The organism is Helicobacter pylori (genome assembly GCF_014496965.1).
Lineage (GTDB): Bacteria > Campylobacterota > Campylobacteria > Campylobacterales > Helicobacteraceae > Helicobacter > Helicobacter pylori_CZ.
Genome location: NZ_JACTCR010000041.1, coordinates 1 through 505, shown reverse-complemented (window position 1 = coordinate 505; position 505 = coordinate 1). Strand labels below are relative to the sequence as shown.

Annotated in this window: 1 protein-coding gene; it reads right to left on the bottom strand. The window is 37.0% G+C overall.

The window, feature by feature from the left end:
* Positions 1–129: 129 nt before the first annotated feature.
* Positions 130–505: DUF874 family protein (locus H7O61_RS07800; protein ID WP_187875657.1), on the bottom strand; the 376-nt coding region annotated here is incomplete at its 5' end.

Genomic DNA, 505 nt, shown 5'->3' with positions numbered 1-505 from the left:
GTATCAAAGCTTGTGGAGCTTCCTCTAACGGGGTTAGTTCTCAATATGGCAACATATTAGATCTAGCTAGTTATGGAGCTATGAAGCAAGAAAAAGCCCAATCGCTTTAGCGGTTGGGTAATTCACTCGCTACATCCTTTTACTATAACCATAACCCGCTTTTTCTACTTTTTTCTCGGTATTAGCAGCTGCTTCTATTTCTTTACTAACATCAGCAAATATTTTTTGAACGAACAAAAGGCTTTGAGAGGTTGAAAGGTGGGCTTGTGGGTCTGGTTTTAAACTCCTCATTTCAAGCATTTTAGCTTGAGCTTTAGAGCGTATTTTTAGATTTTCTTTTTGCCATTCTTCTGTAGCTTTAAAATCTCTAGGATCTAGTTCTAAATAAGCGATAGAACTTGGTTTATAAAAATCCACTTGTTTAGCGATAGCTTTTTGTGAATAGGGCAGAGATTCTAGCTCTTTTTGCAAATAAGCTATAAGCTCTTGCGCTTTTGATCCTCTT